Annotated in this window: 13 protein-coding genes; 6 read left to right on the top strand and 7 right to left on the bottom strand. The window is 55.9% G+C overall.

Going from position 1 to position 14,411, the window contains the following annotated elements:
* Window positions 1-124 precede the first annotated feature (124 nt).
* The 3 genes from ugpA to CPY64_RS08225 are packed head-to-tail and all read left to right on the top strand — an operon-like array spanning window position 125 to window position 2,979.
* On the top strand, window positions 125-1,009 hold the full coding sequence (gene ugpA / locus CPY64_RS08235) for a sn-glycerol-3-phosphate ABC transporter permease UgpA (protein WP_042480610.1): 885 nt from the start codon (window positions 125-127) through the stop codon (window positions 1,007-1,009).
* Between the two features lie 21 nt (window positions 1,010-1,030).
* Entirely contained in the window at window positions 1,031-1,873 is an 843-nt protein-coding gene (ugpE, locus tag CPY64_RS08230) for a sn-glycerol-3-phosphate ABC transporter permease UgpE (RefSeq protein ID WP_042480607.1), read from the top strand.
* Between the two features lie 20 nt (window positions 1,874-1,893).
* Window positions 1,894-2,979, top strand: coding sequence for a sn-glycerol-3-phosphate import ATP-binding protein UgpC (locus CPY64_RS08225; RefSeq protein ID WP_042480606.1), 1,086 nt, complete (start codon window positions 1,894-1,896; stop codon window positions 2,977-2,979).
* A gap of 114 nt (window positions 2,980-3,093) precedes the next feature.
* On the opposite strand, the gene CPY64_RS08220 is transcribed toward CPY64_RS08225, so the two are convergent.
* From CPY64_RS08220 to CPY64_RS08195, 6 genes are all read right to left on the bottom strand, one after another.
* Window positions 3,094-4,218, bottom strand: a complete 1,125-nt coding sequence (locus CPY64_RS08220) for a branched-chain amino acid ABC transporter substrate-binding protein (RefSeq protein ID WP_026482583.1) — start codon at window positions 4,216-4,218, stop codon at window positions 3,094-3,096.
* A gap of 156 nt (window positions 4,219-4,374) precedes the next feature.
* Complete coding sequence (locus tag CPY64_RS08215) at window positions 4,375-4,836, bottom strand: Dps family protein (RefSeq protein ID WP_042482117.1); 462 nt, start codon at window positions 4,834-4,836, stop codon at window positions 4,375-4,377.
* 398 nt (window positions 4,837-5,234) lie between these two features.
* The gene (locus CPY64_RS08210) at window positions 5,235-6,200 is read right to left on the bottom strand and encodes a LysR substrate-binding domain-containing protein (protein WP_042480603.1); all 966 of its coding nucleotides are present in this window, start codon (window positions 6,198-6,200) and stop codon (window positions 5,235-5,237) included.
* A 37-nt stretch (window positions 6,201-6,237) separates the two neighbouring features.
* A complete protein-coding gene (gene recG / locus CPY64_RS08205; protein WP_042480599.1) occupies window positions 6,238-8,319 on the bottom strand; it encodes an ATP-dependent DNA helicase RecG in 2,082 nt (693 codons plus the stop codon).
* A gap of 12 nt (window positions 8,320-8,331) precedes the next feature.
* Window positions 8,332-8,718 (bottom strand): Rid family detoxifying hydrolase, encoded by a 387-nt coding sequence (locus CPY64_RS08200; protein ID WP_042480596.1) that lies wholly within the window; start codon window positions 8,716-8,718, stop codon window positions 8,332-8,334.
* Between the two features lie 73 nt (window positions 8,719-8,791).
* Window positions 8,792-9,568 carry a ferredoxin--NADP reductase gene (locus CPY64_RS08195; protein WP_042480593.1) on the bottom strand — a complete coding sequence of 259 codons (777 nt, stop codon included), beginning with the start codon at window positions 9,566-9,568 and terminating at the stop codon, window positions 8,792-8,794.
* Between the two features lie 308 nt (window positions 9,569-9,876).
* Here CPY64_RS08195 and CPY64_RS08190 point away from each other — a divergent pair, with 308 nt between their 5' ends.
* The 3 genes from CPY64_RS08190 (at window position 9,877) to CPY64_RS08180 (ending at window position 13,464) form a co-directional block, all read left to right on the top strand.
* Window positions 9,877-10,920 carry a Fe(3+) ABC transporter substrate-binding protein gene (locus CPY64_RS08190; protein ID WP_042480592.1) on the top strand — a complete coding sequence of 348 codons (1,044 nt, stop codon included), beginning with the start codon at window positions 9,877-9,879 and terminating at the stop codon, window positions 10,918-10,920.
* Window positions 10,921-11,014: 94 nt separating this feature from the next.
* The gene (locus CPY64_RS08185) at window positions 11,015-12,679 is read left to right on the top strand and encodes an ABC transporter permease (RefSeq protein WP_042480589.1); all 1,665 of its coding nucleotides are present in this window, start codon (window positions 11,015-11,017) and stop codon (window positions 12,677-12,679) included.
* Window positions 12,676-13,464 carry an ABC transporter ATP-binding protein gene (locus CPY64_RS08180; RefSeq protein WP_042480586.1) on the top strand — a complete coding sequence of 263 codons (789 nt, stop codon included), beginning with the start codon at window positions 12,676-12,678 and terminating at the stop codon, window positions 13,462-13,464. The genes CPY64_RS08185 and CPY64_RS08180 overlap by 4 nt, the downstream gene beginning before the upstream one ends.
* Before the next feature lie 64 nt (window positions 13,465-13,528).
* Here the strand turns inward: CPY64_RS08180 and CPY64_RS08175 are convergent, their stop codons facing one another.
* Complete coding sequence (locus CPY64_RS08175; protein ID WP_042480583.1) at window positions 13,529-14,290, bottom strand: MauE/DoxX family redox-associated membrane protein; 762 nt, start codon at window positions 14,288-14,290, stop codon at window positions 13,529-13,531.
* Window positions 14,291-14,411: the final 121 nt, after the last annotated feature.

Below are 14,411 nucleotides of genomic sequence, written 5' to 3'. Positions count from 1 at the left end.
GTCTTGTCTTGGCCTCAGGCCAGCAAACTGTCACCATCTTGTCCAAGCCGCTCATACGCTTTTCGTTTCACTAGAAGTCTGTCCACCCTGATGGTGGCGCTCCCTTCCCATTGCGCGCAAACCTATGGAAAAACGTGTCGTCTTTCGTCATAAGACACTGCCCTATTTGCTACTTGCTCCGCAGCTAGCCATTACCCTGATCTTCTTTTTCCTGCCTGCCGGACAAGCGCTGTGGCAGGCTTTTCATTTGGAAGATCCCTTTGGCCTGTCTTCGCAGTTTGTCGGCCTGGACAATTTTGCCGAGCTGTTCAGCAGCTCGGAATATATGGCCTCGTTCAAGACGACGGCAGTATTTTCGCTTGCCGTGTCGGTACTGGGCCTGGTGGTGGCGCTGGTCCTGGCCGTGATGGCGAACCGGGTGATACGGGGTGCCCTGCTGTACCGCAGCTTGCTGATCTGGCCATATGCCGTGGCAACGGCGGTAGCCGGGGTGCTGTGGTTGTTCCTGTTTTCCCCTTCCGTGGGGATTGTGGCCGTGTTCCTGCTGGAGCATGGCATTCAGTGGAATCCACGCTTGAATGGCAATGACGCCATGTTGCTGGTGGTGATCGCTTCGGTCTGGAAGCAGATCTCCTACAATTTCCTGTTTTTCCTGGCCGGCCTGCAAGCCATTCCGCGCTCCTTGATTGAAGCCGCGGCCATGGATGGTGCCGGTCCCATGCGCCGTTTCTGGGGCATTGTGTTTCCTTTGCTGGCCCCCACGACCTTCTTCCTGCTGGTCGTGAACATTATTTATGCCTTCTTTGACACCTTCGCCATTATTGATGTGGTCAGTCAGGGCGGGCCGGGCGAAGCCACCTCGATTCTGGTTTACCGTGTCTACAACACGGGTTTCCGTGGCCTGGATATTGGTTCTTCAGCTGCCCAGTCTGTGGTGCTGATGGCCGTGGTTGTGGCGCTGACGGTGATTCAGTTCCGCTATATTGATCGCAAAGTGACGTACAGCTGATGCGCAGCAAGGAACACAGTCATGGTTGAACGACGCCCTATTCTTGATTTTTTCACGCATCTGACCCTGATTCTGGGTGTGATCGTGATCGCCCTGCCCCTGTACATCACCTTTGTGGCTTCCACCCAGACCAGCGCAGAAGTGGCCCGCGCGCCCATGTCGCTGTGGCCGGGCTCGCACATGGTGGAGAACTACATCACCGCCTTGCAGGGTACGGCTACCAACTCTCCGCCGGTGGGGCGCATGTTGCTGGTCAGCATGGTGATGGCGCTGGGCATTGCGGTTGGCAAGATCATTATTTCCATGCTCTCGGCCTTTGCGGTGGTGTATTTCCGCTTCCCTTTCCGCATGCTGTTTTTCTGGATGATTTTCATCACCCTGATGCTGCCGGTGGAAGTGCGCATCATGCCCACATACAAGGTCGTGGCGGACCTGCAGTTGCTTGACAGCTACGGGGGCCTGATCCTGCCCCTGATCGCCTCTGCAACCGCTACCTTCCTGTTTCGTCAGTTCTTTCTGACGGTGCCCGATGAATTGATCGAGGCTGCCCGTATTGATGGCGCTGGCCCGATGCGGTTTTTTAAAGACGTTTTGCTGCCTTTGTCCAAGACCAGCATAGCCGCTCTGTTTGTGATTCAGTTTATCTACGGCTGGAACCAGTATTTGTGGCCGCTGATCATTACCACCAAGGAGGATATGTACCCGATTGTGGTCGGTATCCGGCGCATGATTTCCGGTGGTGACAGCGTGACCGAGTGGAACGTGGTGATGGCAACGGCCCTTTTGGCCATGATCCCGCCTGCCCTGGTGGTGATGCTGATGCAAAAGTGGTTCGTCAAAGGTCTCATCGACTCTGAAAAGTAATTCTCTACAGGCTTTATTGAATGGCTAGCTTACGATTTGAAGGCGTCAAGAAAACCTACCCAAACGGGACGGTCGTTATTCACGGCATTGATGTGGACGTGAAGGACGGTGAGTTCGTGGTGATTGTGGGCCCCTCTGGATGCGGTAAATCGACCTTGATGCGTATGGTGGCGGGTCTGGAATCCGTCACCGCGGGTCAGGTGCTGATTGACGGCAAAGTGGTCAATGATCTGGAACCGGCGGAACGCGATATTGCCATGGTGTTTCAGAACTATGCGCTCTACCCCCATATGTCGGTCTTTGACAATATGGCGTATGGCTTGAAGATCCGGAAGTTCTCCAAGGATGAAATCAAGCAAAGGGTCAATGCCGCCGCTGCGATTCTGGAATTGGGTGCCCTGCTGGAGCGTCGTCCTGGGCAACTGTCGGGTGGTCAGCGTCAGCGTGTTGCCATGGGCCGTGCGATTGTGCGTGAGCCCAAGGTGTTCTTGTTTGACGAGCCCCTGTCCAATCTGGATGCCAAACTGCGGGTACAGATGCGTCTGGAAATTCAGAAACTGCATCGCCGCCTGAAAACCACCAGCCTGTACGTCACACACGATCAGATTGAAGCCATGACCTTGGCCGAGCGCATGATTGTGATGAATCAGGGCATGCCCGAGCAGATTGGCACACCGGCCGAGGTGTTCGAAAAGCCTGCTTCTGTCTTTGTGGCCACGTTCATCGGTTCACCGCCCATGAATTTGCTGCCTGTGCAGGTCGATGAGCAAGGCCAGATCAAGCAGGACAATGGTCAGCCTGTACAGTTTGGCCCGGAGATGGTGCCTGCCGCGGTACGTGGTCGCAAGGTGTTCCTGGGTATACGACCAGAGCACATCAAGCTGCATGTGCCCGGTGTGACCACGCAGGTGGAAATGGTGGAAATTCTGGGCTCCGAGCAACTGCTGCACTTGGGTTGTGGCGATTACCGCATTATCGTGCGCTGTCCGATTGAGCAGACCCGGGAATACCCGATTCAAATTGGCGAGGCTATCCAGATCGGTTACATGCCGCCCCACCCTTTGCACTGGTTCGATCGTGATACGGGCTTGCGTATCGAGGCCTGAGCAACGGGCCTGATTGATAGGTCTGATTGATGGGCCTACAGCAAAGAGGCCCAAAGCGATGTGCAATAAAAAACCGGCCCGAAGGCCGGTTTTTTTACGAGCAAGAATCAGAGATTACTTGCCGTAGACGGTCTTGGAACCGTCAGCGTGCCAGCTGAAGACGTCAAATTTGAAGTCGTTCAGGTCGCCCTGCTTGTTCCAGCTGATTTGACCGATTGGCGTTTTCACGCTGTTGGCGTGCAGGTAGTCGGCCACTTTGACTGGATCGTCCTCGCCAGCGCCCTTGATGCCTTCGGCAATCGCAATCGTGGCTGCGTAAGCGGACAGCTGGAACGCGCCGCTAGGATCGCGCTTCTTGTCCTTGAAAGCCTGGACGATGGCCTGGTTGTCCGGATCTTGCGAGAAGTCCGCAGGCAAGGTCAGCAGCATGCCTTCAACGGCTTTGCCGGCAATCGCATTAATGTCAGGGTTACCCACGCCTTCTGGACCCATGAAATGGACTTTCACGCCTTGCTCAGCGGCTTGACGCAGCAGCAGGCCCATTTCAGGGTGGTAGCCACCAAAATACACGAAGTCCACGCCGGTGGATTTCAGCTTGGTGATGACGGCGGAGTAATCGCTGTCGCCCGCGTTGATGCCTTCAAACAGGGCAACTTCGGTACCGGCTTTTTGCAGTTCGGAACGAACCGAAGCGGCAATACCTTGGCCGTAGGACTGTTTGTCGTGCAGGACGGCAACTTTAGTGGGCTTGATCTGTTCCAGAATGAATTTGGCAGCGGCTGGACCTTGCTGATCGTCGCGACCGATGGTGCGCAGGATCATTTCGTAGCCTTTGCCGTCGGTAACAGCAGGTGCTGTTGCCGATGGAGTTACCATCAACACGCCTTCGTTGTTGTAGATATCGGTGGCCGCGATGGTTGCACCCGAACAAACGTGACCGACAACATAGTGGATCTTGTCATTCACGATACGGTTGGCTGCGACGGGACCTTGCTTGGGTTCGCAGGCATCGTCAACAGTGACCAGTTCGAGCTGTTTGCCCAGAACGCCACCGGCAGCGTTGATCTGTTCGATGGCCGTATCGACGCCTTGTTTGACCATGTCACCGTATTGGGTAACCGAGCCTGTGAAAGGACCGGCCAGTGCGATACGGATGTTGTCAGCGTGAGCAGCACCGGACAAGAGCAGACCCGTTGCCAGGCTCATGGCCGCTGCAACAGGAGTGAAACGAATTTTCATAGAAAACACCTCCGTGAATATGCAGGAAAGCATACACCGATAACAGGGCTTTATGCCTGCCTTGGAGCCTAATTCAGGGTTTTCTATAGGAGGAACAAGAAGGGCCACCGTTTGGTGGCCCTTTTTTATCGCTATCTGAGGGCGATAAAGCCGGAATTACTGCAGCAGGCTGCGCAGCATCCATGCATTTTTCTCGTGCACGTCCAGGCGCTGGGTCAACAAGTCAGCGGTGGGCTGGTCGTCGGCCGAGTCGGCACGATCAAAAGCGGCACGCGCGGTACGAGCCAGGGCTTCGTTACCTTTGACCAGCAGTTCGATCATGGTGGTGGCATCAGGCACGGAAGCAGGCTGGGTGATGGAGGACAGCTTCTGGAATTCGGCGTAGGTGCCTGGGGCGTAGTGACCCAGGGCGCGGATACGCTCGGCGATGTCATCCAGGGCTTGCCACAGTTCGGTGTACTGCGTCATGAACAGCTCATGCAGTGTCTTGAACATGGGGCCGGTGACGTTCCAGTGGAAGTTGTGCGTCATCAGATACACGGTGTAGGAGTCGGCCAGTACCTTGGACAGCTCTTTCACCACAGCAGCACGGTCTGCCGTCGAAATGCCGATATCAATCTTTAGTGCGCTGCTGGCAGCGCTGGCAGGTGCAGCGGGCTTGGCGGCGGCAACAGGCTTGGTCGCGGCAGGCTTGCGGGTAGCGGCTGGTTTGGCAGCAGGCTTCGCAGCGGGTTTAGCAGCCGCCTTGGCGGGAGCTTTGGCTGCGGCGGCAGGTTTTTTGGCGACGGCCTTTTTAGCGGTCACTTTTTTGGCGGGGGCCTTGGCGGCTGCCGGTTTCGGTTCAGCCTTTACATCGGCTGCAACTGCGACCTTGGTATCAGTGTTCGGGGCTTCTTCGGCCTTGCTGACCTTGGCTGTTTTACTCACTGCTTTCACGGCTTTTGCCATAGTGGACTCCTGTTGAACAGAGGGCTAAATAGGTACTGAAGCAGAATAACACGCAGTAGGTGTGCGACTTACGCTAGTTCAGGATACGGGAAATTGCTGTTGTATTCGACTTTTAAGTAGTTGACCCCCGCCAAGCCACTTTCCATGATCCCACGGGTCAAGGCATCAATGGCGGAGATACGTGGAAAACTTTTGCGCCAGACCAAAGCAATGCGCCGATCTGGAATGGGCTTTTTGAAGGGGACATAGGCCAGCAGTTCATTGGCCTGGCCGGGGGCTGTCAGCGAGCTGGCAGGCAGCACAGTCAGACCGATGCCGGTGGCCACCATATGACGGATGGTTTCCAGCGAAGAGCCTTCAAAGGTACGCTGTATGCCTTCGCTGGACGCGGAAAAGCGCGATAGTTCCGGACACACATCCAGCACCTGATCGCGGAAACAATGACCGGCACCCAGCAGCAGCATGGTCTGGTCTTTCAGCTGTTCGGGATCAATTTCCTTGCGTTTGGCCCAGGCATGTTCATGGGGCATGGCCACTACAAAAGGCTCGTCGTACAGCTCGCGGATGACCAGGCCGGTTTCGGGTAAAGGCAAGGCCACAATGGCGCAATCAATCTCACCTTGGCGCAACAGTTCCAGCAGGCGCACAGTAAAGTTTTCTTGCAATAAAAGTGGCATCTGCGGGGTCAGCTCGATCTGTTTGGGAACGAGCTTGGGCAGCAGGTACGGTGCCACCGTGTAAATAATGCCAACGCGCAAGGGACCAGCCAAAGGATCGTGACCCTGGCGGGCAATCTCACGCAGGTTGGCGCCCTCTTCCAGGACTTTCTGGGCCTGGGTGACAATGCGCAGCCCAATGGGGGTAATAGCCACTTCGGGCCCGCCACGCTCGAAGATGACCACGCCTAACTCGTCTTCCAACTTCTTGATGGCCACCGACAGGGTCGGTTGGCTCACAAAGCAGGCTTCGGCAGCACGGCCAAAATGACGCTCGCGTGCTACGGCAACGATGTACTTCAGCTCGGTCAATGTCATGACAATTCCTTGTGCAAAACAGCATTAAGACCTTGGGTTAACTACGGAGTAATTCTTCCCGGCCCTTCATCCAGCGCTGTAAATGGTGGTAAGCGTGGTCTGGATAATCACGGCGAAAGGTGCTGGCCAATGTTTGGGCCTGCTCGATCAAATCTTCATCGGACTCCAGGCTGGCAAAACGCAAGCCTGCCTGCCCCGATTGGCGCATGCCCATGAACTCGCCCGGGCCGCGTTGCTCCAGGTCGCGGCGGGCAATCTCAAAGCCATCAGTGGTTTCATACATGGCGCGCAAGCGCAGGCGGGCAATAGCTGACAGCGGTGCCTGATACAGCAAGACGCAGACGGACTGAATCTGCCCCCGCCCTACCCGGCCGCGCAACTGGTGCAGCTGGGCCAGGCCGAAGCGCTCGGCGTGTTCAATAATCATTAAAGAAGCATTGGGCACGTCTACACCGACTTCAATTACGGTGGTTGCGACCAGCACGTCCAGATTGCCGCTGCGAAAGGCTTCCATGACCTCCGCCTTTTCCGTGGAGGACAGGCGGCCATGAATCAGGCCAACCCGCAAAGGGGCCAAGGCTTGCTCCAGAGCGGCATGGGTATCCACGGCGGTTTGCAATTGCAGTGCTTCGCTTTCTTCAACCAAGGGGCAGACCCAATAGGCTTGTCTGCCTTGGGCGACTTCGGCCCGGACTCGTGCCATGATTTCATCACGGCGATTATCCGCGGCCAGCTTGGTAATGATGGGACTGCGGCCTGGTGGCAGCTCGTCAATCGCGGAGACATCCAGATCGGCGAAAAAGGCCATGGCCAAGGTACGTGGGATGGGCGTGGCACTCATATTGAGTTGATGCGGCAAGTAGGCTTGCCCTTTCTTGTCCTGCGCATCCCCTTTGCGGTTCAGTTCCAGACGCTGGCCAACACCAAAGCGGTGTTGTTCATCCAGAATCACCAAGCCCAATTGCTGGAACTGCACATTGTCCTGAATCAGGGCCTGGGTGCCGATGGCCAGTCTGGCTTGTCCGGAGCTGATGGCTTCATAAGCCAGACGTTTGGCTTTGACGCCCAAACTGCCGCTTAACCAGGCCAGCTCGACGCCTAAAGGCTCCAGCCAGGCACGCATTTTCAGATAGTGCTGCTCGGCCAGAATTTCAGTCGGTGCCATCAAGGCTACTTGAAAACCGCTGGCAATTGCTTGCACAGCGGCAATGGCCGACACAATGGTTTTGCCGCTACCCACATCCCCCTGCAAGAGCCGATGCATGGGATATGAGCGCTTCATGTCCGCGCTGATTTCTTTGACGCAGCGTTTTTGAGCTGCCGTTAGTTTGAAGGGCAAAGAGGCCAGCAAGGCTTTGGCCAGATCACTATTGCCTTCACGCATGGGCTTGGCGCGCTGAGCCTGACGGGCGGCGCGAGCCTGGGCCAAGGACAATTGCTGAGCCAGCAATTCATCAAACTTGATGCGGCTCCAGGCCGGATGACCATGCTCGAACAAATCGTCATAGCTGAGTTCGGGCGGCGGGTAATGCAACAGCCGGATAGCCTCGTTAAAAGGCATCAGACCATATTCGGTCCGCACTTCTTCAGGCAGGGTGTCGCGCAGATCCGCATTATTGAGCGCATCGGCGATGGCTTTGCGCAGCTGTACCTGGCTCAAGCCATCGGTAGTGGGATACACAGGGGTCAAGGCGCGGGCCAGGGGCTGGCCGGCTTTGGTGACCTTGGGATGCACCATTTCCAGGCCATGAAAGCCCTGACGCACTTCGCCGCGTACTCGCAGCGGCAAATCCCCTTGCAGTTGCTTGAGCTGGCTGGGATAAAAGTGCAGCCAGCGCAAAGCCAGCTCGCCACTTTCATCGGCAATACGTGCATGCAGTTGCGCACGGGGACGAGCCTGGACGTCTGTACTAAGAATGCGTCCTTCAATTTGCGCCATCTTGCCAGGGTAAAGATGGGCAATGGGCTCAACCTGAGTCTCGTCCTCGTAGCGCAAAGGAAGATGGACCACGAAGTCGGCAGGCTCTCGTAGGCCAAGCTTTTCAAACTTCTGGTCCAGACTGAGCGCTTTGCGTGGCGCAGCCCGTTTGGCCTGAGGCGCAGGCCGACCTGCGGTCATGGCAATACGTCTTTAGAAATTGAGGATAGCCTCGACCTCGAACTGAGCGCCTTTAGGCAAGCTGGCCACACCGATGGTGGAGCGTGCGGGGAAAGGCTGGGGAATCAGTTCGGCCATGATGGCATTGGCGCTGGCAAAACGGGACAGATCTGTCAAAAACAAGGTCAGTTTGACGATGTCGCCAAGATTGGCACCAGCTTCTTTGACCACAGCTTCCAGGTTGGCAAATGCCTGACGTACCTGACCTTCAAAATTTTCAGATACCAGTTCGCCTGTGGCAGGCTCCAGACCGATTTGGCCAGACAGAAATACTGTCTTGCCGCCCGAAGCGATAATGGCCTGAGAGTATGGGCCTACAGCTGCCGGAGCGGCATCGGTGAAGACAACTTGCTTAGTCATAAGAAACCTCTGATGAGTGTTGTACTATCAGAGTTTAAGCGCCTATAGCTAAAATTAACAGATCTTGGCGTGATTATTTTTCCACGAAAGCACGTTCAATCACGTAGTCACCGGGTTGACCCACACCAGGTGACACTTCAAAACCGCGCTTATCGAGCATGGCGCTGATATCGGCCAGCATGGCGGGACTGCCACACAGCATGGCGCGATCCTGAGCGGGGTCCAATTGAGGAATGCCCAGATCTTCGCACAGCTTGCCGGTCTCGATCAGGTCGGTAATGCGGCCGGTATTGCGGAATTCTTCGCGGGTGACGGTGGGGTAATACAGCAGTTTTTCGCGTACTACTTCACCAAAGTATTCGTTCTGTGGCAATTCGTTCTGGATGAAATCCGAGTAGGCCAGCTCGCTGACGAAACGCACGCCGTGCACCAGCACGACTTTTTCAAAGCGCTCGTAGGTGTCGGGGTCCTTGATGATGCTCATGAAAGGAGCCAGTCCGGTACCGGTACCAAACAGGAACAGATTGCGGCCCGCGCGCAGGTCGTCAATAACCAGGGTGCCCACGGGTTTGCGGCTGACCAGAATGGTGTCGCCCTCTTTCAGGTGCTGCAGGCGCGAGGTCAAGGGGCCGTCCTGCACCTTGATACTGAGAAACTCCAGATTTTCTTCGTAGTTGGCGCTGGCAATACTGTAAGCGCGCATCAGCGGCTTGCCATCGACTTCCAGACCGATCATTACAAAGTGCCCATTATGAAAACGCAGGGCGGCGTCGCGGGTGGTGGTAAATGAGAACAGAGTGTCATTCCAGTGGTGGACGCTAAGCACTTGTTCGGTATTGAAAGCTGCCATGGTAATTGTCGTCTCGTGGGGCAAAAGTGCCCGAATCAGTAAGCAAATATTTGACCATTGTACCGAGTTCCCCAGGTAAATCCATGCTCATTCAGCAATACGATTTGATCGCAATCAGGACTTACCATTAAGTTTTGAAAGCCGCGACTTTCCTTGTTTCAAAGAGATTTCATCGTGAAAGATGAAGACTGAAGCGCCTGACAGCTAAATAGCTCTTGCCTAGTTTTTGCATACGTTTGATAATCATTCACATTTTCTGGCTTCTGGCCGGTTTTCACGCTATTTCCGCCTGTTTTGGAGTGTTGATAATGCGCTTTACTCTTCGTAGCCGTGCCCTGACCCAAGCTTTGCTTCTGTCCGCTATGGGCACTATGTCGATGGCGGCTTTTGCCTCCGGCGAAGTCAACCTCTACACCACACGCGAACCTGGCTTGATCACTCCCCTGCTGGAAACCTTCAGCAAGGACACAGGCGTGAAGGTCAATACCGTGTTTGTGAAAGACGGCCTGATCGAGCGTGTGAAAACAGAGGGCGACAAGTCGCCTGCCGACATTCTGATGACGGTGGATATCGGTAACCTGCTGGATCTGGTTGAAGCCGGTATTACCCAGCCTATCGAGTCCGCCACCCTGGACGGCGCCATCCCCGCCAATCTGCGTGGTGCCGACAAACAGTGGTACTCCCTGTCCTTGCGGGATCGTGTGGCTTACGTTGCCAAGGACGTGGATGTGAAAAGCATTCACTACGAAGATTTCGCTGATCCAAAATGGAAAGGCAAAGTCTGCATCCGCTCCGGCCAGCATCCCTACAACACGGCCTTGGTTGCTGCCATGATTGCCCATAATGGTACGGAAGCAACCGAAAAGTGGCTGCGTGGCGTGAAAGACAATCTGGGCCGCAAGGCAGCCGGTGGTGACCGCGACGTAGCCCGTGACATTCTGGGCGGTATTTGTGATGTGGGTATCGCCAACGCCTACTACGTAGGCCGCATGAAGAACGCCGAACCCGGTAGCGATGCTTACAAATGGGGTGAAGCCATCAATGTGGTGCGTCCCACCTTTGCCGACACCAAAGGCGGTGGCACACACGTGAATATCTCCGGTGCTGCGGTCGCCAAGCACTCCCCTAATAAAGACAATGCCGTCAAACTGCTGGAGTACCTGGTTTCCGAGAAAGCCCAGAGCCTGTACGCCAAGGCCAACTACGAATACCCCGTACGCGCCGGTGTTGAGCTGGACCCTGTGGTTGCCAGCTTCGGCCCCATGACGATTGATCCTTTGCCACTGACTGAAATCGCCAAACATCGCAAACAAGCCAGCGAGTTGGTAGATAAAGTTGGCTTCGACAACTAAAATCGCCCTACTCTTTTTCTACGACCGCCAGCTTTGAGAAATCAGAGCGGCGGTCGTCGCGCATTTAAGCGCCTGTAATACCTAGCCTTTCATAATGCCCTTTTTTCGTCGTCTGCCCCTTTGGTCCTTGGCTGCTGCTGTGATTGCCCTGATCGTGGCTGCGCCTGTTTTTACCTTGCTGACTCACGCCTTGGGCGGCTCGACCGAGCACTGGTCACATCTGTTCCAGTTTGTTCTGCCCCAAGCCATGAGCAATACCTTGCTGCTGCTCCTGGGGGTAGGCGTGGTCGTGAGCTGTTTGGGAGTCGGTTCAGCCTGGCTGATTACCGCCTACGAGTTTCCCGGACGACGAGTCTTGCAATGGGCTTTGTTGCTGCCCCTGGCGGTGCCGACATATATCGTGGCCTTTGCCTATCTGGACTTGCTGCATCCGATCGGTCCGATTCAGTCTGCCATCCGCTATGTATTGGGCTATAGCAGCCCGCGTGAGTTTCGTTTGCCGGATCTGCGCTCTTTGGGCGGGGCGATTTTCTTGTTGGGCTCGGTGCTCTACCCCTACGTTTATCTGAGTACGCGCGCCATGTTTGCCACGCAATCGGCCAGCCTGCTGGAGGCGGCCCGCATTATGGGTGAATCGGGTCGCAGCGTGTTTTTCCGTGTTGTGTTGCCCATGGCTCGCCCTGCAATTGCGGTCGGTGTCAGCTTGGCCTTGCTGGAAACCCTGAACGATATTGGTGCCTCCGAGTTCCTGGGCGTGCAGACCCTGACGGTGTCCATCTACACCACGTGGGTGACCCGCTCGGATTTGGCAGGTGCGGCGCAAATTGCCGTTTCCATGCTCTGTCTGGTGGCGGCGCTGATCAGCATCGAGCGCTATGGTCGCCGTCGCCAAGCCTATTCCAGTAATCAACGCTCTGAACCTATTCGGCCTACGCAACTGAAAGGCTCGGCCGCCTGTATTGCCATTGCTTTGGGCGTGGCGCCTGTGCTGGTGGGCTTTGTCGCCCCGTCTCTGTATTTGTTGAACGAGACGGTCAAGCATGTGAGCCTGGCAGGCGGTGTATCGGCACAATTGCTGAGCAGTGCCTGGAACACCCTATATATCGCTGCTCTGGCAACTATTGTGACGCTTTCTTGTGGTTTGATCGTGGCCTGGGCTGCTCGTACGGTACGTTCGGGGCGCAAGCCGCGTCTGGCCCGCTTTCTGGCTGGTGTCAGCAGTCTGGGTTATGCGATTCCGGGAACGGTGCTGGCGATTGGCCTGTTGACGCCCTTGGTCATGTTTGACTCCTTTTACAATCACCTCATGTCCTGGTTGGGTATCTCGGCGACGGGCCTGTTGTTGATGGGGTCCACACTGGCCCTGGTCCTGGCCTATACCCTGCGTTTTCTGGCGATCTCGATCGGCGGTATTGAAGCTGGTCTGGCTCGTATTCCTGCTTCTTTGGAGCAGGCTTCCCGTTTATTGGGTGAAACCCCGGCAGGTACGCTCAAACGCGTGCACTTGCCTTTGCTGCGTCCCGCCATGGGCGCGGCTGCCCTGCTTATTTTTGTGGATGCCATGAAAGAGCTGCCCGCGACCTTGCTGTTGCGTCCGATGAACTTCGAGACCCTGGCAACCTGGCTGTATGCCGAAGCGGCTCGTGGGACGTATGAGGAAGGCGCAGTTGCTGCCCTGGCCATTGTGCTGGCCGGCCTGATCCCCGTTATTTTATTGGCACGTACTCAATTGATGGCCTCTGGCCCACGCGCATCATGAACGATTTTCTGGATTTGCAGGCGATTACCCTGTCCTATGAGACGTCCGAAGGCTTTCGGCCAGTTGTTGACCAGCTCAGCCTGCATCTGCCCCAAGGGGAAATTGGCTGTCTGCTAGGCGCATCGGGCTGTGGCAAGACCACGGTTTTGCGAGCGATTGCCGGTTTCGAGCCCTTGCGTAGCGGGCATATTCTGTTGAATGGCCGTGTCTTGTCAGCTGTTGCTCAGCAAGTGCCGCCGGAGGATCGTCATGTGGGCATGATGTTCCAGGATTACGCCCTCTTCCCTCACCTGACGGTAGAAAAAAACGTGGCCTTTGGTCTGCGTAAATGGGATAAAGCCCAGCGTCAGGCCCGAGTTCTGGAAATGCTGGAACTGGTGGATTTGCCGCGTCTGGCGCAGCGTTATCCGCATGAGTTGTCGGGCGGTCAGCAACAGCGTGTGGCCCTGGCACGGGCCTTGGCTCCCAAACCTTCCCTGCTGTTATTGGACGAGCCCTTTTCCAATCTGGATGTGGATACCCGCGAACGTCTGGCCTTCGAGGTGCGCGATATCCTGCAAAGCGCAGGCATTACCGCGATTCTGGTCACGCATAATCAGGCTGAAGCCTTTGCCATTGCCGATCGCATTGGCGTGATGCAGGCTGGCAAGATCATTCAGTGGGACACACCCTACAGCTTGCACCACCGCCCGGTGAATGATTTTGTGGCGGACTTTATCCGTCGCGAAGCCATCATGGCGCAGCGGGCCCAAGCCTTTTTGCGAGGCGAGCCCGCTGAACTGTAAGCAGTACCCAGCCATCTCTTTCAGACTGAGGCTGTGCGCGTATGGCTTCTGGTCTTGTGTACTGCTAAGCGCTTAGCAAGGATGGCTTGATCATCATCCAGACAGCCATCGCAACCATCATCAGGTTTTCTGTGAGCGATACAAAGCCCAGGGGCACCTTGCTGTCGCCACCCACGCAAGCGCATTTCAATTCGCGCTTGTCGATATAGACCGCCTTGAACACTGACCAGGCACCTATGCCACCAATAAATAAAGCAATGGGCACAGACAGCCACATCATGGCGCCGGCCAGCATCAATACACCGGCCAAGGCTTCGCCAAAGGGATACAGATAGGCATAACGCACCCATCGCTGGGCCAACAGATCGTAGTTCAGAAACATGGTGGCAAAGCCGTCTACATCCTTGAGTTTCTGAACGGCCAGCAAACACATGGCAATCGCAATAAACCACTCCACCGTCTGCAGCAGCACGATTTGCTCGAAGGCCGCCCATGAAACGGCCAATGCCATCAAGGCAGCCATCACAAACAAGGCGATGACGGGTGTGTAGCTGACGGCATCCTTGTCCTTGACTGTCCCGCCGAAATATTCGACCAGTTCGTCATAGCCCCCTATGCGCTTCCCATCGATAAAGGTTTGGGGGGTAGTGCTGACATGGTGCTCAGCCTTGAATGCATCAATCTCTTCGCGATTCCTTAGCCAGTGGTCCTCCAGCTCGTAGCCTTTGCGTTTGAGCAGTGCGCGAGCCTTCAGTCCGAAGGGGCAGATATGTTCTGCAGTCACCATGCGGTAAAGCTCGGCGCGTTTGGCGGTGTGTGTAGCCATATGCGACTCCTTTGACGTGATGCTGTTTGTCGGAAGCCCCTCCCCTGACGCTCATGCAAGCGTTTACCTGACACCCTAAACCAGGTGTCAGGGAGTATGCGTAAGCAGGTGTAGAGATTTA

It is taken from the genome of Alcaligenes faecalis (assembly GCF_002443155.1).
Lineage (GTDB): Bacteria > Pseudomonadota > Gammaproteobacteria > Burkholderiales > Burkholderiaceae_B > Alcaligenes > Alcaligenes faecalis.
The sequence above is the reverse complement of the archived record's forward strand: the minus strand, read 5'-3'. Positions and strand labels throughout refer to the sequence as shown.